Source organism: Actinomycetospora cinnamomea, from assembly GCF_003096675.1.
In the GTDB taxonomy this organism is placed as follows: domain Bacteria; phylum Actinomycetota; class Actinomycetes; order Mycobacteriales; family Pseudonocardiaceae; genus Actinomycetospora; species Actinomycetospora cinnamomea.
Genome location: NZ_QEKW01000001.1, coordinates 604,601 through 623,151, shown reverse-complemented (window position 1 = coordinate 623,151; position 18,551 = coordinate 604,601). Strand labels below are relative to the sequence as shown.

The 18,551-nt window shown below is 74.8% G+C and carries 17 protein-coding genes; 10 read left to right on the top strand and 7 right to left on the bottom strand.

Going from position 1 to position 18,551, the window contains the following annotated elements:
• Positions 1–7 precede the first annotated feature (7 nt).
• On the bottom strand, positions 8–571 hold the full coding sequence (locus C8D89_RS02865; protein WP_116706506.1) for a dihydrofolate reductase family protein: 564 nt from the start codon (positions 569–571) through the stop codon (positions 8–10).
• A gap of 173 nt (positions 572–744) precedes the next feature.
• Here C8D89_RS02865 and C8D89_RS02860 point away from each other — a divergent pair, with 173 nt between their 5' ends.
• The 4 genes from C8D89_RS02860 (at position 745) to C8D89_RS02845 (ending at position 6,815) form a co-directional block, all read left to right on the top strand.
• On the top strand, positions 745–2,277 hold the full coding sequence (locus C8D89_RS02860; RefSeq protein ID WP_116706505.1) for an aldehyde dehydrogenase family protein: 1,533 nt from the start codon (positions 745–747) through the stop codon (positions 2,275–2,277).
• Positions 2,278–2,371: 94 nt separating this feature from the next.
• Complete coding sequence (locus C8D89_RS02855) at positions 2,372–4,063, top strand: radical SAM protein (RefSeq protein ID WP_116706504.1); 1,692 nt, start codon at positions 2,372–2,374, stop codon at positions 4,061–4,063.
• Complete coding sequence (locus C8D89_RS02850) at positions 4,060–6,132, top strand: TIGR04283 family arsenosugar biosynthesis glycosyltransferase (RefSeq protein WP_165825517.1); 2,073 nt, start codon at positions 4,060–4,062, stop codon at positions 6,130–6,132. Before C8D89_RS02855 ends, C8D89_RS02850 begins: the two co-directional genes overlap by 4 nt.
• A complete protein-coding gene (locus C8D89_RS02845) occupies positions 6,129–6,815 on the top strand; it encodes a TVP38/TMEM64 family protein (RefSeq protein ID WP_116706503.1) in 687 nt (228 codons plus the stop codon). Before C8D89_RS02850 ends, C8D89_RS02845 begins: the two co-directional genes overlap by 4 nt.
• On the opposite strand, the gene C8D89_RS02840 is transcribed toward C8D89_RS02845, so the two are convergent.
• Positions 6,772–8,358 (bottom strand): dihydrolipoyl dehydrogenase family protein, encoded by a 1,587-nt coding sequence (locus C8D89_RS02840; protein ID WP_243417757.1) that lies wholly within the window; start codon positions 8,356–8,358, stop codon positions 6,772–6,774. The genes C8D89_RS02845 and C8D89_RS02840 overlap by 44 nt on opposite strands.
• Positions 8,359–8,388: 30 nt before the next feature.
• On the opposite strand from C8D89_RS02840, the gene C8D89_RS28995 reads away from it, so the two are divergent.
• From C8D89_RS28995 to C8D89_RS02825, 4 genes are all read left to right on the top strand, one after another.
• Positions 8,389–8,526 (top strand): hypothetical protein, encoded by a 138-nt coding sequence (locus C8D89_RS28995; RefSeq protein WP_165825516.1) that lies wholly within the window; start codon positions 8,389–8,391, stop codon positions 8,524–8,526.
• Between the two features lie 27 nt (positions 8,527–8,553).
• Entirely contained in the window at positions 8,554–8,937 is a 384-nt protein-coding gene (locus C8D89_RS02835) for an AhpC/TSA family protein (RefSeq protein ID WP_165825515.1), read from the top strand.
• A gap of 160 nt (positions 8,938–9,097) precedes the next feature.
• Entirely contained in the window at positions 9,098–10,882 is a 1,785-nt protein-coding gene (locus C8D89_RS02830; protein WP_116706501.1) for a 3-hydroxyacyl-CoA dehydrogenase family protein, read from the top strand.
• Positions 10,883–10,884: 2 nt separating this feature from the next.
• Positions 10,885–11,175: a hypothetical protein gene (locus C8D89_RS02825; RefSeq protein ID WP_116706500.1), complete on the top strand. Its 291-nt coding sequence runs from the start codon at positions 10,885–10,887 to the stop codon at positions 11,173–11,175.
• Positions 11,176–11,251: 76 nt separating this feature from the next.
• Here the strand turns inward: C8D89_RS02825 and C8D89_RS02820 are convergent, their stop codons facing one another.
• The 3 genes from C8D89_RS02820 to mce all read right to left on the bottom strand — a co-directional run bounded on the left by C8D89_RS02820 (position 11,252) and on the right by mce (position 14,493).
• Complete coding sequence (locus C8D89_RS02820; protein ID WP_116706499.1) at positions 11,252–12,529, bottom strand: DivIVA domain-containing protein; 1,278 nt, start codon at positions 12,527–12,529, stop codon at positions 11,252–11,254.
• Between the two features lie 62 nt (positions 12,530–12,591).
• Positions 12,592–13,923 (bottom strand): crotonyl-CoA carboxylase/reductase, encoded by a 1,332-nt coding sequence (gene ccrA, locus C8D89_RS02815; protein ID WP_116706498.1) that lies wholly within the window; start codon positions 13,921–13,923, stop codon positions 12,592–12,594.
• A gap of 81 nt (positions 13,924–14,004) precedes the next feature.
• Positions 14,005–14,493, bottom strand: coding sequence for a methylmalonyl-CoA epimerase (mce, locus tag C8D89_RS02810; protein ID WP_116706497.1), 489 nt, complete (start codon positions 14,491–14,493; stop codon positions 14,005–14,007).
• Between the two features lie 161 nt (positions 14,494–14,654).
• Between mce and meaB the strand changes: the two genes are divergently transcribed.
• Positions 14,655–15,635, top strand: a complete 981-nt coding sequence (gene meaB, locus C8D89_RS02805) for a methylmalonyl Co-A mutase-associated GTPase MeaB (RefSeq protein WP_116706496.1) — start codon at positions 14,655–14,657, stop codon at positions 15,633–15,635.
• Between the two features lie 7 nt (positions 15,636–15,642).
• Here the strand turns inward: meaB and C8D89_RS02800 are convergent, their stop codons facing one another.
• Together C8D89_RS02800 and C8D89_RS02795 are read right to left on the bottom strand one after the other, a co-directional pair.
• Positions 15,643–16,545, bottom strand: a complete 903-nt coding sequence (locus C8D89_RS02800; protein ID WP_116706495.1) for a M56 family metallopeptidase — start codon at positions 16,543–16,545, stop codon at positions 15,643–15,645.
• 32 nt (positions 16,546–16,577) lie between these two features.
• On the bottom strand, positions 16,578–16,985 hold the full coding sequence (locus C8D89_RS02795; RefSeq protein ID WP_341477300.1) for a BlaI/MecI/CopY family transcriptional regulator: 408 nt from the start codon (positions 16,983–16,985) through the stop codon (positions 16,578–16,580).
• A gap of 98 nt (positions 16,986–17,083) precedes the next feature.
• Here C8D89_RS02795 and C8D89_RS02790 point away from each other — a divergent pair, with 98 nt between their 5' ends.
• Entirely contained in the window at positions 17,084–18,544 is a 1,461-nt protein-coding gene (locus C8D89_RS02790) for a cytochrome ubiquinol oxidase subunit I (RefSeq protein ID WP_116706493.1), read from the top strand.
• Positions 18,545–18,551 lie beyond the last annotated feature (7 nt).

Here is an 18,551-nt window from a genome sequence, read left to right as displayed (position 1 = left end):
GCGCATGTCAGGCGGCGAGCGGGGGACCGTCGAGCACCGTCGGGACGTACTCGAGCATCTGGAGTCGGCCGTCGAACGTCCGCCGGTCCACCATCTCGAGCGCGACGTCGGGGTAGCCGTCGAAGACGCGGTCGCTGCCGGTTGCGCCGGTGATCACCGGGAAGACGACGACACGGAGGCGGTCGACCAGCCCGGCGCCGAGCAGCGACCGGCCGAGGGCGAGGCTGCCCACCGTGCGCAGGGGTCGCGGGTGGTCCTGCTTGAGGGCGCGGACGGCGCCGACCGCGTCGCCCGCGACCAGCTCCGTGTTCGCCCACGTCAGAGGTGGCGCGAGCGTCGAGGAGAACACGATCTTGGGCTGGGCGGTCAGACCAGCCAGTTCCTCGGGCGCCTCGGCGGCGAGCCCGGACATCAGCCGGTAGGTCGTCGCCCCCAGCAGGGCGGTGTGCTCGTCCTGGGCGTCCAGCCAGCCGAGATACTCGGGTCCTTCCAATCCCCAGTAGCCCGGCCACCCCTCGGCGTAGCCGTAGCCGTCGAGCGAGGCGATCACGTCGATCGTGAGGGTCGGCATCGGCTCGTCCCTTCTCTCGTCGCGTGTCACGCGAAGTCCCGACACCGTACTAAACCTCTAGGTTGAACAGCAATCGAGCGTGTGGCGATACGGACACTGGACGTCAGCGGTGCCACACCGCTGACACGTTCCGGCAGTCGCGCCTGACGGCTACTCCTGCGTAGCCTCCGCGTATGACGAGCACGCGCGACGCGGTGTCGGCGCCCGCGGCAGGCCAGGACGCGCAGCAGGACACCTTCGACTCCCTCGACCCGCGGACGGGCGAGGTCATCGCCTCCTACCCCAGGCACACGCCCGAGCAGGTCGAGGCCGTCGTGGCCCGGGCACGGCGGGCGGCGCGGTGGTGGAACGACCTCGGGTTCGACGGGCGGGCGACGAAGCTCGGGGCCTGGCGGCGCCTGCTCGACGCGCGGCGCGACGAGCTCGCCGCGGTGGTCAGCCGCGAGACCGGCAAGCCGATGGACGACGCGCGCATCGAGGGCATCCTCGCGCTCGACCACCTGCACTGGGCCGCGAAGCACGCGCGGCGCGTCCTCGGACCGCGCAACGCCGCGGCGGGCCTGCTCATGATCAACCACAAGGCCACCGTCGAGTACCCGCCGATGGGCGTGATCGGCGTACTCGGGCCATGGAACTACCCGGTGTTCACGCCGATGGGCTCGATCGCCTACGCCCTGGCCGCGGGCAACACGGTGGTGTTCAAGCCCAGCGAGCTCACGCCCGGCGTCGGCACCTGGCTCGCCGACAGCTTCGCCGAGGCCGTGGGCGACGTGCCGGGCGACATCAACGCCGACGCGGTGTTCCAGGTCGTCACCGGCGAGGGCGAGACCGGCGGCGCACTGTGCCGCGCGGGGGTCGACAAGGTCGCGTTCACCGGCTCGACGGCCACCGCGAAGAAGGTGATGGCCACCTGCGCCGAGTCGCTCACTCCGGTGCTCGTGGAGTGCGGTGGCAAGGACGCGCTGCTCGTGGACGCCGACGCGGACCTCGACGACGCCGCGGCGGCCGTCGTGTGGGGCGCGATGTCGAACGCGGGCCAGACGTGCGTGGGCGTCGAGCGCGTCTACGTGGTGGACGCGGTGGCCGAGGACCTGCTCGACCGCGTCGCCGCGCGCGCGGCGCAGGTGCGGCCCGGCGGCCGCCCGGACTCGCCGTACGGCCCGATCACCATGCCCTCGCAGCTGGGGATCATCTCCGGCCAGATCGACGACGCGCTCTCCCGCGGCGGCCGCGCGGTGGTCGGCGGTCCCGGCTCGGTTCGCGCGCCCTACGTCGACCCCGTGGTGCTCGCCGACGTCCCCGAGGACAGCTCGGCGGTGACCGACGAGACGTTCGGGCCGACGGTCGTCGTCAACCGCGTGCGTGACCTCGACGAGGCCGTCGAGCGGGCCAACGCCTCGCGCTACGGGCTTGGCGCCTCGGTGTTCGCGAAGGCGCGCGGCCACGAGGTGGCCCGCAAGCTGCGGTGCGGCATGGTCTCGGTCAACGGCGTCATCGCGTTCGCCGGCATCCCGTCGCTGCCCTTCGGCGGCGTCGGCGACTCCGGGTTCGGGCGCATCCACGGCGTCGACGGGCTGCGCGAGTTCACCCGCCCCCTCGCGATCTCCGAGCGCCGCTTCCGCAGCGTCAACGTCATGACCTTCGACCGCCCGAACTGGGTCGTGAAGGTCCTCGCGAAGCTCGTCAGCGTCATCTACGGCCGCTGACGCCAGGGGAGGTCGGCACGCGCCGGAGAGCGCGGACCGCCGGCACCGGGCACCATGGGACGGGCGCAACCGATCGACGCCCCAGGAGGCGCCCGTGGTGCGGATCGCCCTGTGTGGCGGCGTCTACTCCAACCCCTACGCGTTGCGGTCCTTCCTCGCCGACGCCCGCGCCCGGGGCGCGCAGCGCCTGGTGTGCCTGGGTGACTTCGGGGCCTACGGCGCCGAACCGGAGGCGGTCTTCCCGCTGCTGCGCGAGGGCGGGGTCGAGTGCCTGGCGGGCAACTACGAGGTCGCGATCGGCTCCGGGCAGACCGACTGCGGCTGCGGCTACGCCGACGACGCCGACAACGCGTTCGCCCAGATCGCCTACGACTACACGTTCGCGAACACCTCGGTCGCCTTCGCGGCGTGGATGCGCACGCTCCCGACCGAGCACCGCGAGACCGTCGCCGGCGTCGACCTGCACCTGGTCCACGGCTCCACGCTCGCGGTCAACGACTTCTGGTGGTCCTCGCTCGACGAGGACGCGCACCGGGCCCGGGTCGACGCGTCCGGGGCCGACGTCGTGTGCTGCACCCACTCCGGCCTGCCCTGGACCCGTCGCATCACCCGCTCCGACGGCGGCGAGACGCTGGTGGTCAACGTGGGCGTGCTCGGGCGGCCGGCCAACGACGGCGGCACCCACGTCTGGTACGCGCTGCTCGACCTCGAGGACGGCTCGGCGAGCGCGACGTTGGTGCCCCTGGAGTACGACTGGGCGGCGCAGGCCGCGTCGATCCGGGCCGCGGGCCTGCCCGAGGCGTTCGCCGAGTCGATCGAGACCGGCTGGCTGACCACCTGCCTGGAGATCCTGCCGCCCGCGGAGCGGTCCCGGGGCCGCTTCCAGCTCTACAAGTCCGCCGTGCCCGACTTCCGCGCCGCCGCGGGCTCGTGGGGCGCCGACCTCGCGGTACCCGACGACGGGCGCCCGGTGATGCCGCTGTTCGGCTCGGCGCTCTTCCCGCCCCGGCTCTGGCTGTACACCAACTTCGACTGCAACCTGGCCTGCGACTACTGCTCGGTCGCGTCGTCGCCGCGGGCGCGGCCGCGGCGCCTGGACCGCGAGCGCTTCTCGGCCCTGCTCGCCGACGCCGTCGCCGAGGGGTTCACCGAGCTCTACGTCACCGGCGGCGAGCCGTTCCTGGTCGCCGACCTCGTGGACATGCTGCTCGAGGCCACCGAGTGCCTCGACGTGGTCTGCCTGACCAACGCGATGCTCTACCGCGGGCGGCGCCGCGAGCAGCTCGCCCGGCTCGCCGGCGTCGAGGGGCTGACCCTGCAGACCTCGCTCGACGGCCCCGACCCCGCCGCCCACGACGCGCTGCGCGGCCGCGGGTCGTGGGTGCGGGCGATGGAGGGCCTCGACCTGGCGGTGTCGCTCGGGCTGCCGGTGCGCGTCGGGATGACCGAGACCGAGCACAACGCCGGGCAGGGCGACGCGCTGCGCACGCTGCTCGCCGGGCACGGCGTGCCGCCGGAGCGGGTGGCGGTGCGCCCGCTGATCGCCCGGGGCCACTCCGACGCGGGCATGGCGATCGGCGAGGACGACACGGTCCCCGAGCTCACCGTCACCACCGACGGCTGGCACTGGCACCCCGCGGGCGCGGACGTCGCCACCAGCCCCGACATGCACCTGGGCGGGCCGGAGGTGCCGATGGCCGAGGCCAAGCGCCGCGTCGTCGAGCGGTTCCTCGAGCTGCGCCGCCGTGACGGGTCGCTGCCGACGATCTACCAGTGCGCGGTGTGACGCCGGTGCGCGTCTCGATCGTCGTGCCGGTGCTCGACGAGCAGGAGCGCGTGGCCGGGCTCCTCGAGCACCTGCGCACCCACTTCGCCGGCTGCGAGATCGTCGTCGCCGACGGCGGCAGCACCGACCACACCCTGGACCTGGTGGCGCGGGCCGCGCCGCGGGCCACCGTGGTGCACGCACCGACGGGCCGTGGCCGGCAGGGCGACGCGGGCGCGGCCGCCGCCACGGGCGACGTGCTGTGGTTCGTGCACGCCGACACCCGCCCCGACCCGGCGTCCCTGGCGGCGATGGCGGCGGCCCTGGCCGACCCGCGCGTCGTGGGCGGTGGGTTCCGGTTGCGCTTCGACCGGGGTGGCCCGGCGCTGCGCTGGCTGGAGTGGACCTCGAACGTGCGGGCGCGCCGGCTGGGCTGGGTGTTCGGCGACCAGGCGATGTTCGTGCGCCGCCGGCACTTCGACGCTGTCGGCGGGTTCGGCGGCCTGGTGCTCATGGAGGACCTCGAGCTCAGCAGGCGACTGCACGGCCGGGGCCGGGTCGTCGTCCTCGACCCGCCCTGCGTCGCGTCGGCCCGCCGTTTCGACGAGCACGGGACGGTGCGCATGATCGTGCGGATGCAGTGGTGCAAGCTGCTGTACTTCCGCGGCGTCCCGCCCGAGGAGATCCGGCGGCGCTACACCGCGCCCCGCCGCGAGGGCCGCCTGCGGGCCCTTCGCCGGAGGCTCCGCCCGGTCGACCCCGCCTTCGCGGACGCGCTGGCGCGCCGGTGGGCGGAGCTGCCCGACGGTGCGCGCACGCCCGGGCAGGTGCTGGGGCGGCACGCGGTGGGGTGCGAGGGCACCCACGGCGTGTTCCCGCGCTGCGACCTGGCCTGCACGCCCTGCTACCACTCCCGCGACGCCAACCGGGTGCGCGTCGACGGCCCGCACACCCTCGCGCAGGTCGAGGCCCAGATGGCGCTGCTGCACCGCGAGCGGGGCCCGGTGGCGCACGCCCAGCTCATCGGCGGCGAGGTCACCCTGCTCGATCCCGACGACCACGCGGCCGCGCTGGAGATCATGCGCCGGCACGGCCGGGAGCCGATGAGCATGACCCACGGCGACGTCGACCCGGACCACCTGCGCCGGCTCGCCCTCGGGCCGGACGGGCGTCGCCGCTTCCGGCGCCTGTCGTTCGCGGTGCACGTCGACTCGCTGATGTACGGGCGCCGCGGCATCCCGCGGCCGCCGGACGAGCGCTCGCTGACCCCCTACCGCCGCCGCTTCGTCGAGGCGATGGCCGCGCTGCGCCGCCACGGGGTGCGCTCCTTCGTGGCCCACACCATGACCGTCACCCCGGCCAACCTCGACCAGGTGCCCGACGTGGTGCGCGACTGCCTGCCGCTGGGGTTCGGGATGCTGTCGTTCCAGCCCGCGGCGTTCGTGGGCGACGAGCGCCGGTGGCGCGAGGACTACCGCGACCACGACGCCGACGCGGTGTGGGCGCGCATCGAGTCCGGCGCCGGGACGCGGCTGGACCCGACGCTGTTCCAGCACGGGGACGTGCGCTGCAACCGCGTGGCCTACGGCGTCCGGCTCGGGGACCGCTGGTTCCCCCTGCTCGACGGCGACGACCCGCGTGACCTCGCCGTGCGCGACGCGTTCTTCCGCCACCTCGGGGCGGTGACCTTCACCGGGGTGCCCCCGGCCCTGCTGGCCGTCCGCCTGGCACGGGTCGTGGCCCGCCACCCCTCGGTGGTCGCCGTGGCCGCCGGTTGGCTGGCGCGCACCGTGCGCCGCGTCGGCCCGCGCCGGGTGCTGCGCCACCGCCCGCGACCGCTGACGTTCGTCATGCACAGCTTCATGGACGCCGCCGACGTCGCTCCGGCCTGGGCACTCACCCGGCGCGGGGAGACCGCCGACGACCCGCGCGTGCGCGCGACCCAGGAACGCCTCGCCGCGTGCCACTACGCGATGGCCCACCCCGAGGACGGCACGATCGTGCCGGCCTGCGTGCAGCACGCCGTGCTCGATCCGGCCGAGAACGCCGCGCTGCGCCGCCTGCTGCCGCTCTCCGAGCGTGACCGGTGACCGGGCCCGCCACCACCGCACCGGGCCGCCGCTGGGTGCGGGTCCTGCGCTCGCCCTGGCCGCGGCTGGCGCTCTTCGCGGTGCTGCTCGCGGCGGCCGGCGTCCTGGCCGTGACGCGCGGGAGCTCGCTGGTCGCCGACACCCGGGCGTGGGTCGCGGGCCTCGGCCCGGCCGGCGCGGTCGCGTTCGTCCTGGTCTACGCGGTCGCCACCATGGCCCTGCTGCCGGTCTCGCTGCTCTCCGCGGTGGCCGGGGTGCTCTTCGGGCCCGTGGCCGGGGTCGCGGTGGTCTGGACGGGGGCGATGCTGGGCGCGGGCGGCTCGTTCGCGGTCGGGCGGGTGCTGTCGCGACCGGCGGTCGAGGCGCTCGCCGGCGAGCGCCTCGAACGGTTCGACCGGTTCCTGACCCACACGGCGCGCCGGGCGTTCCTCGCCGTGCTCCTCGTCCGGCTGGTCCCGCTGTTCGGGTTCGTGCTCGTCAACTACGGCGCGGCGGCCACGGCCGTCGGCCTGCGGCCCTACCTGGCGGGCACCGCGCTGGGCATCGTGCCCGGCGTCGTCGCCCTCGTCGTGCTCGGCGGCAGCGCCGACGACCCGACCTCACCGGCGTTCCTCGCCGCCGCCGGGGGGTTCGCCACGCTCACCGTGGGCGGGGCGCTGCTCGCCCGGCGGATGCGCGGCTGAGCGGCACGACCCGCCGCGCCAGCACGCCGAGACGGGCCGCCCGCCGCGCCGCCTGGGTCGCGAGGGCGTCGCCGAGCTCGGCGAGGGCGGCGTTCCACACGGCGTCGCCCCAGCCCGGATAGGGGTGGGTGACGCCGGCGAGCTCGCGCAGCCGGCCGCGGCGGGCGACGAGCGCGGTCAGCTCGTTGAGCACCTCCCCGGCCCGCGGGCCCACGACGGTGGCGCCGAGCACGCGCCCCCGCCGGTCGAGCACCACGCGGGTCACCCCGGCGGTCTCGTCCTCGGTCACGGCCCGGTCCACCTCGCCGTGCTCCAGCGTCCGAACCCGCACGCCGTCGTGGCCCTCCCGGGCCGCGTCCTCGGTCAGCCCGACGTGGGCGACCTCCGGGGCGGTGTAGGTCACCCGGGGCATGGCCCGGTGGTCCACGCGGCGCAGCGGGGCGAGGACCGCGTTGGTCGCCGCCACGCTCCCGTGCACCCCGGCGACGTGGGTGAACGGCCTCGGCAACAGTGCGCCGCCCGAGGGCAGGTCGCCGACGACGTCGCCGGCCGCGAACACCCCGGGCGCGCTCGTGCGCAGCCGGTCGTCCACGACGACGTGCCCCGTGGACGCCCGCGTGACGCCGAGGGCGTCCAGGCCCAGCCCCGCGGTCGCCGGGGCCCGGCCCAGGGCGACCAGGACGCGCGCGCCCCGCACCCGGGCACCGTCGTCGAGCTCCACCTCCCACCCGTCACCGGCGGGACGCACGGCCGACACCGCCACGGCGCGCCGCCCGGTGCGGACGTCCACCCCGTCGCGGGCGAGCGCCGCACCCAGGCGCGCCGAGGCCTCCGGCTCCTCGACGGGCAGGACGCGATCGGCCGCCTCGAGCAGCGTCACCGCCGTCCCGAGCCGGGCGAACCCCTGGCCGAGCTCGCAGCCGATCGGTCCGGCGCCGAGCACGACCAGCGAGGGGACCGGGGCGTCCAGGTCCCACACCGAGTCGGTGGTCAGCGGCGCGGCGTCGGCCAGGCCGGGGATCCCCGGCAGCACCGGATCGGCACCCGTCGCGATGACCGCGCGCCGGAAGCGCAGCGGGGCGCCATCCACCTCGCCGTCGAGGGTGGCGCGCCCGGGGCCGCTGAAGCGCAGCGTGCCGTGACGGACCTCCACGCCGTCGGCGGCCAGCGCCTCGACCGAGTCGACCGGGGCGATCCGTTCACGGGCGGCGTGCACATGGGTCATGACCGCGGCGAGGTCGACGTGCGGCGCCGCCGCGCGGACCCCGAACCGGGCGCCGTCGCGCACCGCGTGGGCGTGCGCGGCAGCGGCGAGGAAAGCCTTGGACGGCACGCATCCGGTCCAGAGGCAGTCGCCGCCGGTGCGGGTGCGCTCGACCAGCACCACCCGCGCCCCGAGCCGTGCGGCGGTGCGCGCCGCCACCAGCCCGGCCGTGCCGCCCCCGACGACGAGCAGGTCGATGAGCTGGTCGCGGTGCTGACGGCGGTGCTGACGGCGGTGCTGACGGCGGTGCTGACGGCGGTGCTGGTGGCCGTGCTGCACCCGGTCTCCCTCCCCGGCACGATCCGGTGCGTGCCCCGTCGCGACGACCGTCCGGTCGACCTGCACGACATCGTCCTGCCCGACGCCCGCACCGGCGACCCGGTGGACCTCGGCGAGCTCGGGCGGGACGCGGCGGTCGTGCTGACCGCGATCCGCCACCGGTATTGACTGCCGTGTCAGGAGCACCTGGTCCGGGTGCAGGAGGCCGTGGCGGGATCGGCGGTGGAGGCCGTCGCGGTCGGGTTCAGCCCGCCCGACGCCCTCGCCCCGCTCGCCGAGCACCTCGGGTGGCGGGGGCGCTTCCTCGCCGACACCGAGCGCCGTCTCTACCGCGACCTCGGGCTGGGGCGCGCGCCCTGGTGGCGCGTGTACTCGCCGGGCACGATCGCGATCTACCTGCGGGCCGCGCGGCGGGGCCGGTGGGGTCACGGGAGCGGAGCGCCCGTGGAGGATACCCGCCAGCTCGGGGGTGACGCGGTGGTCCGCGGTGGAGTCGCCGTCGCCCGCTGGAACCCCCGCAGCCCCGACGACCGTGTCCCGGCCGGCGAGCTGGCCGCGGTCGCGCTCGACGGGGGCTGACGAGGGACTAACCGGAACGGTCAAGTTACCCGTGGGTACCGCCCCCTCCCTCGGACCGGGGTGAGACGCGGTCACGCATGGCAGGATCGCGCCGCGGGACCGGCCCGCGCACGATCTCGGTCGGACCCGGACACCGGTCGTCGGCAGGAAGGTCTCGGACGTGGCGCGCGAATTCGCCCGGGTGGGAGTGGTCGGTCTCGGCACCATGGGGGCGGGCATCGCCGAGGTGTTCGCCAAGGCGGGCATCGAAGTGATCGCCGTCGAGGTCGACGACGCCGCCGTGGCCCACGGCCGCGAGATCGTCGAGGCCTCCACCCAGCGGGCCGTCGACCGCTCGAAGCTGGCCGCCGAGGACCGCGAGGCCCTCCTCGGGCGCCTGCGCGTGACCACCAACCTCGACGACCTCGCCGACGTCGACCTCGTGGTCGAGGCGGTGCCCGAGCGCCTGGAGCTCAAGGCCGAGGTGTTCGCGGCGCTGTCGAAGGTGTGCGGACCCGACACGATCTTCGCGTCGAACACCTCGTCGCTGTCGATCACCGAGTTGTCGGTGCGCACCGAGCGCCCGTCGCAGGTCGTCGGCATGCACTTCTTCAACCCGGCGCCGGTGCAGAAGCTGGTCGAGGTGGTGCGCACGGTCGTCACCGACCCGGAGGTGCTCTCCGACGTCTGCGACCTGGCGGTGCGGCTGGGCAAGAGCCCGGTGGTGTGCGGCGACCGCGCCGGCTTCATCGCCAACAGCCTGCTCTTCACCTACCTCAACCAGGCCGTCGGGATGTTCGAGTCCCACTACGCCGGCCGCGAGGACCTCGACGCCGCCATGCGCTACGGCTGCGGCTACCCGATGGGCCCGCTGGCGCTCATGGACCTCATCGGCCTCGACACCGCCTACGAGATCCTCGACACGATGTACCGGCAGTCGCGCAACCAGCGCCACGCGCCGGCCCCGATACTCAAGCAGATGATCACCGCGGGCCTGCTGGGCCGGAAGACCGGGCGTGGCTTCTACACCTACGCCGCGCCCGGCTCGCCCGAGGTCGTCGCCGACGCCCTCACCCCGCCCCCGCCCGGCCAGGAGACCGGCGAGCAGCGCACGGTGCGCTCCGTCGGCGTCGTCGGCACCGGCACGATGGCCACCGGCATCGCCGAGGTCTTCGCCAAGGCCGGCTACGACGTCGTCGTCCGCGCGCGCACCGAGGCCAAGGGCGAGGGCGTCGTCGCGGCCATCCGCAAGTCGCTGGACAAGGCCGTGGTCAAGGGCAAGCTCGCCGAGTCGGCCCGCGACGAGACCCTCGCACGCGTGCGGCCCACGACGTCGTTCGACGACCTCGCGGACTGCGACCTCGTCGTCGAGGCCGTCGCGGAGGACCTCGAGGTCAAGCAGGCCGTGTTCGGCGCGCTCGACGACGTCTGCAAGCCCGGCGCCATCCTCGCGACGACCACGTCCTCGCTGCCGGTGGTCGAGTGCGCGGCGGCGACGCAGCGGCCCGACGACGTGGTCGGCATGCACTTCTTCAACCCGGCGTCGGTGATGAAGCTCGTCGAGATCGTCAGCCCGATCACCACCGCCCCCGACGTCACGTCCACCGTGCGGGCGGTGTGCGCCACGATCGGCAAGCACCCGGTGCTGTGTGGCGACCGCGCGGGCTTCATCGTCAACGCGCTGCTCTTCCCGTACCTCAACGACGCCACGACGATGCTCGAGACGAACTACGCGAGCGCCGACGACATCGACTCGGCCATGAAGAACGGCTGCGGCCTGCCGATGGGGCCGTTCGCGCTGCTCGACGTCGTCGGTCTGGACGTGTCGCTGGCGATCGAGCGCTCGCTGTACCAGGAGTTCCGCGTGCCCGGGTTCGCGCCGGCGCCGCTGCTCGAGCACCTGGTCACCGCCGGGCGCCTGGGCCGCAAGACCGGCCAGGGCTTCCGGGACTACCAGAAGAAGTAGGCGTGCCCCGACGGCCCCGACCGCGTGCCGAGCGCACCGGCCGTCGCCCTCCGCACCCCGCCCGCCCCGCGCCGGCGCCCCCGCCGCTGCGGGGCGGCTGGGTGCGCGAGGAGGGCGGCTGGACCGTGCGGTCGATCAGCGGCACGGCCGCGACGAAGACCTACCGCTGCCCGGGCTGCGACCAGGAGATCGTGCCCGGGACGCCGCACGTGGTGGCGTGGCCGGCCGGCGACGACGAGGAGACCGTGGAACGGCGGCACTGGCACACGGGGTGCTGGCGCCGCCGCGTTTGACCTCCGGTCTCGTGCGTGCTCGCCCGTGCCAGGGCACGGACAAGCACGCACGAGACCGGAGGTCGAAGGGGCGAGCTCAGCGCGACGCGGCGCTGCGCTGTTCCGGCGCCGAGGCGCCGCCCAGCTCACCGGTGCCGCTGCCACCGCCGTTTCCACCGCCGTTGCCACCGCCGTTGCCACCGCCGTTGCCACCGCCGTTGCCACCGCCGTTGCCACCGCCGCGCCCGCCGCCCTGGGGGCTCACCGGGCGCGGGCCGGCCACGGGCGCACCCGCAGCGGGCGGCTCGGGCAGGACGGGGCGCCCGTCGCCGCCGTCCTCGTCGGGGAGCGCGTCGAGCGTGGGCAGGGCGCCGAGCGCCGTGCGCAGGGTGGCCAGCTGCTGGGCCACCCGGTCGCGCAGGCGGCGCATCTCGGCCACCTCGGCGTCGGCCTCGCGCAGGCGCCGGCGGGCCTCCTCGGCAGCGTCGTGCACGTGCTTCTCGGCCCGCTCCTTCGACACCGCCTCGTCGGCCTCGAGCTGGCGCATCGCCTCCCGGCGGCGGGAGGCCATCGCCACGGCGAAGTCGTTCTCGACCTGCGTGCGCGTCGCCCGCCCCTCCTCGTCCAGGCGGTCGCGCTCGCGCTCGGCGTCCTGGCGGATGCGGGCGGCCTCGGCGCGCGCGCCGTCCATCAGGCCGCGGTGCTCCTCCTCCATCTCGCGGCGCCGGCGCTCGTTGTCGGCGATGCCCGCGTCGTAGCGGGTGCGCGCCTCCGCCGCCTCGGCCTCGGCCCGCTCGTGGACCTCGCGGGCCTGCCGGCGCGCCTCGTCGAGCGTGGCGCGCGCCTGCTCCTCGGCGTGCTCGACCGTGCGGCGGGCGCGCTCGTCGGCCTCCGCGACGGTGCCGCGGGCGTGCTCCTCGGCCTCGGCGACGGTGCTGCGGGCGTGCTCGTCGGCCTCGGCCATGGTGCGCCGGGCGTGCTCGTCCGCGCCGTTGCGGGTGCGGCGGGCGTAGTCGTCGGCCTCCTCGCGCACCCGCTGCGCCGCCTGCGCGGCCTCCTCGCGCATGGCCCGCGTCTCGTCCTGGGCGAGGCGCAGCATGCGCTGGAGGCGCTCGGAGAGGCCCTCCATGGTGTCCGGCGGCGCCGAGAGCCGGTCGACCTGCGCGCGCAGGTCCTCGACGTGCGCCCGGTGGTGGTCCAGCGCGCGGGCGAGCTCCGCGGCCTGGGCCACGGCGGCGTCACGGTCGGCCGTGAGGATGCGCAGGTCGGCCTCGACGCGGTCGAGGTGCTCCTCGACCTGACCGCGGTCGTAACCGCGGCGCACGACGTCGAAGCCGGTCCCCAGCGGCAACAGCTCGTGCTCGTCGGACGGCATGCGGTTCACGGTACCGACGGCCCCGCGACCGTTCCACGGACGGGTGAGGAGGGCACAGGGTCTCAGACCCCCCGGAAGCGGTTGATGGCCTCCAGGTGCTGCTCGCGCTTCTCGGTGTCGGTGACGCCGAGGCCCTCCTCCGGCGCGAGGCAGAGCACACCGACCTTGCCCTGGTGGCTGTTGTGGTGCACGTCGTTGGCCGCCTCGCCCGTCTCGTGCAGCGGGTAGACCCGCGACACGGTCGGGTGGATCTGGCCCTTCGCCACGAGGCGGTTGGCCAGGTAGGCCTCCTTGTAGTTGGCGAAGTGCGAGCCGATGATCCGCTTGAGGTTCATCCACAGGTAGCGGTTGTCGTACTGGTGCATGAAACCCGAGGTCGACGCGCAGGTGACGACCGTTCCGCCGCGCTTGGCGACGTAGACGCTCGCCCCGAAGGTCTCGCGGCCCGGGTGCTCGAAGACGATGTCGGGGTCGTCGCCGCCGGTCAGCTCCCGGATCTTCTGGCCGAAGCGCTTCCACTCCCGCGGGTCCTGGGTCTCGGGGTCGGACCAGAACTTGTAGCCCTCCTCCGAGCGGTCGATGATCAGCTCGGCGCCCATCTTGCGGCAGATGTCGGCCTTCTCGGGACTGGACACCACGCAGACCGGGGTCGCGCCGCCGTTGAGCGCGAACTGGGTGGCGTAGGAGCCCAGGCCGCCCGAGGCACCCCAGATCAGCACGACGTCACCCTGGGTCATGTTGGCGCCGTGCTGGCTGACCAGCTGCCGGTAGGCGGTGGAGTTGACCAGCCCGGGGGAGGCGGCCTCCTCCCAGGTCAGGTGGTCCGGCTTGGGCATCAGCTGGTTGGTCTTGACCAGCGCCAGCTCGGCCAGGCCGCCGAAGTTGGTCTCGAAGCCCCAGATGCGCTGCTCGGGATCCATCATCGTGTCGTCGTGCCCCTGGGGGGCCTCGAGCTCGACCGACAGGCAGTGCGCCACCACCTTGTCGCCCGGCTTCCACATCTGGACGCCCTCGCCGGTCTTGAGCACGACGCCCGCGAGGTCGGAGCCGACCACGTGGTAGGGCAGGTCGTGGCGCTTGGCCAGCGGCGAGATCTTGCCGTAGCGCTTGAGGAAGCTGAACGTCGAGACGGGCTCGAAGATCGACGTCCACACGGTGTTGTAGTTGATGGCGCTGGCCATCACGGCGACGAGCGCCTCGCCGGGGGCGACCTCCGGGGTGGGGACGTCGTCGAGGTGCAACGACTTGCGCGGGTCCTTCTCGCGCGAGGGCATCCCCTCGAACATTCCGGCCTCGTCCGCGTGGACGGTGATGCCCTTGTAGGACTCGGGAACCGAGACGCCGGCGAGGGCGCTGGTGTCGTCGGCGAGGATGGCGTCGCGGATGTCCTGCACGTTCTTGCCTCCGGATGTGGTGCGGTGGCGCGAGGCTACCGACGGGTAACGGCCACGGGGACCAGGGTGTGAGCGGGCCGTCTAGTCGTGGTCGGTGGCGGGGCCGGCTGTGGTGTCGGCAGCGGGCTCGACGAGCTCGACGAGCACGCCGCCGGCGTCCTTCGGGTGCACGAAGTTGACTCGCGAGCCGGCGGTGCCCCGGCGCGGGGCGTCGTAGAGCAGGCGCATGCCCTTGGCGCGCAGGGCCTCGGCGCTGGCCTCGACGTCGGTGACCCGGTAGGCCACCTGCTGCAGGCCGGGGCCGTTGCGGTCGATGAACTTGGCGATGGTCGACGACTCGTCCAGCGGCGCGAGCAGCTGCACCGCGGGCCCCGACTCGTCGCCCGGGGCGTGGAGCATGGCCTCGCGCACGCCCTGCTCCTGGTTGGTCTCCTGGTGCGACGCCACGAGACCGAGGTTCTCGGCGTACCAGGCGATCGCGGCGTCGAGGTCGGGCACCGCGATCCCCACGTGGTCGATCGTCGTGATGCCGCTCGCGCCCAGCTCGTCCGCTGCCCCGTCGAAAGCCATGGCGGGCACCCTAACCATCTGAATCGCTCTGCTTGATAAGTGACGCAGCGCACGGACCCCCGTGCGAGCGATGCGGCGTTGCTGGCGTTCGACGCCAGGAACGCCACATCGATCACTTCCGGGGCCGGTCACGCCGGTCGCGGTGGGTAACGTGCCGCGCCGTGGACCTGGACCGGCTGGTCGCCGACGCGCGCGAGGGCGTGCCGCGGGCGGTGGGGCGCCTGATCTCGCTCGTGGAGGACGGCGGGGTGGGCGGCGACGAGACACCGCTGCGGGAGCTCGCCGCCGCGCTCGCCCCGTACACCGGCCACGCGCGGGTCGTCGGGCTCACCGGCTCGCCGGGGGTGGGCAAGTCGACGACGACGTCCGCGCTGGTCACGGCCCTGCGCGCCGACGGGCGACGGGTGGGCGTGCTCGCCGTCGACCCCAGCTCCCCGTTCTCCGGCGGCGCGCTGCTGGGCGACCGTGTGCGCATGGGCGAGCACGCCACCGACCCCGGGGTGTTCATCCGTTCGATGGCCACCCGTGGGCACCTCGGCGGGCTCGCGGCCGCCACACCCCAGGCGCTGCGGGTGCTCGACGCGGCGGGGTGCGACGTGGTGCTGGTCGAGACGGTCGGGGTGGGCCAGTCCGAGGTCGAGGTCGTGGCCCTGGCCGACACGACGGTCGTGCTCCTCGCCCCCGGGATGGGTGACGGCGTGCAGGCGGCCAAGGCCGGGATCCTCGAGGTCGCCGACGTGTTCGTGGTGAACAAGGCCGACCGCGACGGCGCGGACGCGACGGTGCGTGAGCTGCAGCACATGATGTCGCTGAACCGCCGCGAGGTGTCGGGGCCGTCGTGGCGCCCGCCGGTCGTGCGCACGGTCGCGTCGTCGGGGCAGGGCATCGACGAGCTCGTCGGCGCGCTCGACGCCCACCGCGCCTTCCTGGCCGACCACGGCCGCCTCGCCGAGGGCCCGCGCCGCCGCGCCCGCGCCGAGATCGAGGCCATCGCCCTGGCCGACCTGCGCGCCCGCATCCGCGACCTGTCCGGCGCTCTCGGCTCCGACTCGGCCCTCGGCGAGCTCGCGACGCGCGTCGTCGCCGGCGAGCTGGACCCCTACACCGCCGCGGACGAGGTCGTCGCCTCGGTGCGGGCGTGACGCGCGATCAGCGCAGCACGCCCGCGGCGGGCAGGGCCTCCGAGAGCCAGGGGATGACGACAGCGACGGTGGGCACGACGACGACGGCGGCCGCGGCGAGGTAGGTCCCCGTCGCCAGGGCCCGGCCGCCGCAGCGGCGGGCGCGGACGCGCTCGAGGCGCGCGACGGTCTCGGTGTCGCCGGCGGCGACGAACGCCTCGAGCGCGCCGGCCATCGCCGCGTCGGAGCAGCGGCGTCGCCCCGCGTCGTCGGCGAGCATCTCCAGCAGCAGGCCCACCACGTCGCGCGCCTGGCGGCTGCGCACGAGCACGGGGAAGGCCTGGTGGAGGGCGACGAAGCCCTCGCGGACGAGGTCGTGGCGGGCGTCGAGATGGGCCTGCTCGTGGGCGAGGACGGCGCGCAGCTCGTCGGCGTCGAGCGTGTCGAGGGCCGCCTCGGTGATCACCACGCGCGGGGCGCGCCCGGGGACGCAGTAGGCGAACGGGACCGCGCCGTCGAGCACGCGCAGCACCGCCTTCGCGCCCGCCTGGCCGAGCAGGGCGCTGCGCTCGGCGCGGTCGAGCAGGTCGACCATGTCCCGGTGGCGGGCACGCCGGCGCCGGGTGCGCACCGCCAGCAGCACGAGGACGCCGACCAGCCGCACCACGATGAGCCCGGCGAGCGTCGCGGCCACGACCACCGCGACGATCATCGGCGTGCCCTCGCGGTCCTCGGGGTCGAGGGCGCGCAGCAGCTCCTCGGGCGCGGCGAGGGCGCTGCCCACGGCGGCGAGCACGGCGGCGAGGGCGATCGCCTGCCACAGCACGATGGCGGCACGGGGCACGCGCTGGGGCCACCGGGCACGGGCCAGCGCGGACGGGACGGGGCCGGCCAGCGCGAGGGCCAGCACGGCCAGCCACACCGAGGCCATGGTGGTTCAGTCTGGGCCCGGTGGGACCGAGATCACGACTCGGGGGTCGCGGCGCCGTCGTTCTCGGGGCCCTCGCGGGGCGCCGGGACGTCGCCGCGCCCGTTCAGCAGCGCTGCGCGCAGGGCGGCGGCCTCCTCGGGGCCGACGCGGTCGACGAACGCCACGAGGGCGGCCGTGCGGTCCTCGCCGACGTCACCGAGCGCGTCGAGCATGAGCTCGGCCGCCATCTGCTCGCGCGTGGAGGCCGCGGCGTAGCGGTAGGCCTTGCCGTCCCGCTCCTGGCGGACCACGCCCTTCTTGGCCAGGCGCCCGAGCACGGTCATCACCGTGGTGTACGCGAGCTCGCGCTCGAGCCCGTCGTGCACCTCCCGGACGGTCAGGGGGCCGGGGGCGGCCCACAGCTGCGCCATCACCGCGCGCTCCAGCTCACCCAAGGCCACGTGACGCATCCTACCGAGGGATCCCCTCGCCAACGCAAGCCGTCGTACTACGCTAGGTCGTAGATACGACGCTGTGTCGTAGGTAGGAGGGGTCGACGATGACCGCCCTGGAGCTGTCCCGACTGCAGTTCGCGGTCGTGACCGTGTACCACTACCTGTTCGTCCCACTGTCGATCAGCCTGGCGACGCTGACCGCGGTGCTGCAGACCCTGGCGTACCGCGCGCGGAGGCGGGGCCGCCCGGACGCCGCGCGGTGGCAGGGGCTGACGCTCGTCGCCGGCAAGTTGCTGATGATCACCTTCGCCGTCGGGATCGTCACGGGCCTGGTCCAGGAGTTCCAGTTCGGGCTCTCGTGGTCGGCCTTCGCCCGCTTCTACGGCGACGTGTTCGGCCCGACGCTGGCGATCGAGGGCATGCTCGCGTTCTTCCTCGAGGCCACGTTCCTGGGCCTGTGGTGGTTCGGCGCGGACCGGCTGCGGCCGGCGCTGCACCTCGCGACGATCTGGGTCGTCGCCGTGGGCACGCTGATCTCCGCCTACGTGATCCTCGCGGCCAACGCCTTCATGCAGAACCCCGTGGCCTACACGCTCGACCCGGAGACGGGCCGGGCCCGGCTCGGCGACTTCACCGAGCTGCTGACCAACCCGGTCGTCCTGGCCGCGTTCCCCCACACGATCGCCGGCGCCTTCGCCGGCGGCGGCGCGCTCCTGCTGGCCATCGGGGCGTTCCGGGCCTGGCGCGCGGACGGCGGCGACCCGGACGGGCGGTGGCGGCTGCTCACCCGCGTGGGCGCGTGGACGACGCTGGTCAGCGGCGTGGCGGTCGCGGGCACCGGCGACCTGCTGGGCAAGGTCATGACGGCGGTGCAGCCGATGAAGATGGCCGCCGCGGAGGCCCTGTACGCCACGCAGGCCGGGGCGCCGTTCTCGCTGTTCGCGGTGGGCGCGCCCGGGGAGAAGGAGCCGTTCTTCTCCCTCGACGTCCCGTGGCTGCTGTCGTTCCTCGCGACCGGCGACCCGACCGCGACCGTGCAGGGCATCGACGACCTGCAGGCGCAGTACGTCGCGCAGTTCGGCCCGGGCGAGTACGTGCCCGTGGTGCCGGTCGCCTACTGGAGCTTCCGCTTCATGATCGGCTTCGGGGTCCTGGCGGCGGCCGTCGCCGCCTGGGTGCTCTGGCGTACGCGGCGGGGGCGGGACCTGGCGCCCGGCACCGGGTTGTCCGGGCTCGCCGACCGCTGGCTGCTGCGCGGCCTGTGGGTCGTCCCCGTGCTGCCCGCGCTGGCGGCGACCGCGGGCTGGCTGTTCACGGAGACCGCCCGCCAGCCCTGGCTCGTGTTCGGCCTCTTCCGCACCGCCGACGGTGTCTCGCCCGGGCTCACGGCCGGCGAGATCGCTGCGTCGCTGGCGGGGTTCGCCGTGGTCTACGGGGTGCTGGCTGTGGTCTGGGTGCGGCTGGTGCTGCGTGTGGCGCGCACGTCGGGCGACGACCCCGGCCCCGAGGCCGAGGCGGACGAGACGGCCGAGGCGGACGAGCGCCCGCTCGTCCCCACCTATTAGGAGCCGA

Excerpts from the sequence above, each read along its gene's own strand:
- C8D89_RS02865 (WP_116706506.1), bottom strand. The coding sequence starts at position 571 with ATGCCGACCCTCACGATCGACGTGATCGCCTCGCTCGACGGCTACGGC.
- C8D89_RS02860 (WP_116706505.1), top strand. The coding sequence starts at position 745 with ATGACGAGCACGCGCGACGCGGTGTCGGCGCCCGCGGCAGGCCAGGAC.
- C8D89_RS02820 (WP_116706499.1), bottom strand. The coding sequence starts at position 12,529 with ATGCCGTCCGACGAGCACGAGCTGTTGCCGCTGGGGACCGGCTTCGAC.
- mce (WP_116706497.1), bottom strand. The coding sequence starts at position 14,493 with ATGGCTTTCGACGGGGCAGCGGACGAGCTGGGCGCGAGCGGCATCACG.
- C8D89_RS02800 (WP_116706495.1), bottom strand. The coding sequence starts at position 16,545 with ATGGCCTCGGTGTGGCTGGCCGTGCTGGCCCTCGCGCTGGCCGGCCCC.
- C8D89_RS02790 (WP_116706493.1), top strand. The coding sequence starts at position 17,084 with ATGACCGCCCTGGAGCTGTCCCGACTGCAGTTCGCGGTCGTGACCGTG.